We start from the raw sequence: 930 nt of genomic DNA, 5'->3' as shown, positions 1-930 counted from the left end.
CTGCCCTCGGCGCCGGCCGCGCCGGCCGCGCCGCTCTGGCCGCCGTTCGCGTCCGCGCCGTGCGCGGCGAACGCCGGGGTGGCCGCCAGGAGGCCGCCGGCGGCGGCGAGGGTGAGGGCTCTGGTCAGGCGTGCTGTGGCCGTACCGAAGCGCATGGTGTTCTCCGTTCGCGTGAAGAAGAGGATCAGGGCGGGCGCCGGCGGTCACGGCCGGGGAGGCCCGCCCGTTGGTGTCAGGCCAGGTGGACGACGGTTCCGAGCGGAACCTTCGCGAGTTCGCGCAGCGCGGCGGGCGGGACCCGGACGCAGCCGTGCGTGACCGGCCGGCCGAACACCGAGGCGTCCGGCCAGCCGTGCAGCGCGACCGTCCCCGGTCCGCCGCCGAAGGTGTCGAGCGTCGCCGAGTGCGTGCCCAGCGGCAGCACCACCGGGCTCGGCGTCCGCTTCGCCGGGGCGAGGGACGCCATGACGAAGGTCCGGCCGGGCGGCGTCGGGGTGCTCGGTCCTCCGACGGCGACCGTCCAGTGCCCGATCCGGCGGCCGTCCTTGAGCAGGGAGAGATCGCGGCGCGCGACGTCCACCTTGATCACGTACGGCGTGCGCGCCGTCCGGAGCCCCCCGCCCCGGGTCGTGATCCAGCCGGTCGCTCCGTTCGGGCGGCTCGGCAGCAGGACGCGCAGCCAGTCGCCGTCCGCCTCGACCGCCGGGACCCAGGTGGGCCCGCCGAGCTCGGTGGGCGGCAGGACCGCGACGGGCCTGCCGCCGGGACGGTCCAGGACGGGCCGCGCCGCGTCCGGGTGGACGACCAGCCCGGTGGTGCCCGCGGCGGGCGCCGGGTCGGCCGGGGCCCCGTGGAGCGTGGTGAACGTCGTCGCCTCCGGCGCGTCCGCCCCCCGTCCCGGCCGTCCCGCGGCGCCCGCGGCGTCCTCGG

The 930-nt window shown here is 78.7% G+C and carries 1 protein-coding gene; it reads right to left on the bottom strand.

Going from position 1 to position 930, the window contains the following annotated elements:
- Positions 1 to 232 precede the first annotated feature (232 nt).
- The coding region (locus tag DZF91_RS23180) for a L,D-transpeptidase (protein WP_147341296.1) at positions 233 to 930 on the bottom strand (698 nt) is incomplete at its 5' end.

This window comes from Actinomadura logoneensis (assembly GCF_003428695.1).
Taxonomy (GTDB): Bacteria; Actinomycetota; Actinomycetes; order Streptosporangiales; family Streptosporangiaceae; genus Spirillospora; species Spirillospora logoneensis.
This window is presented reverse-complemented; position numbering and strand designations above follow the sequence as displayed.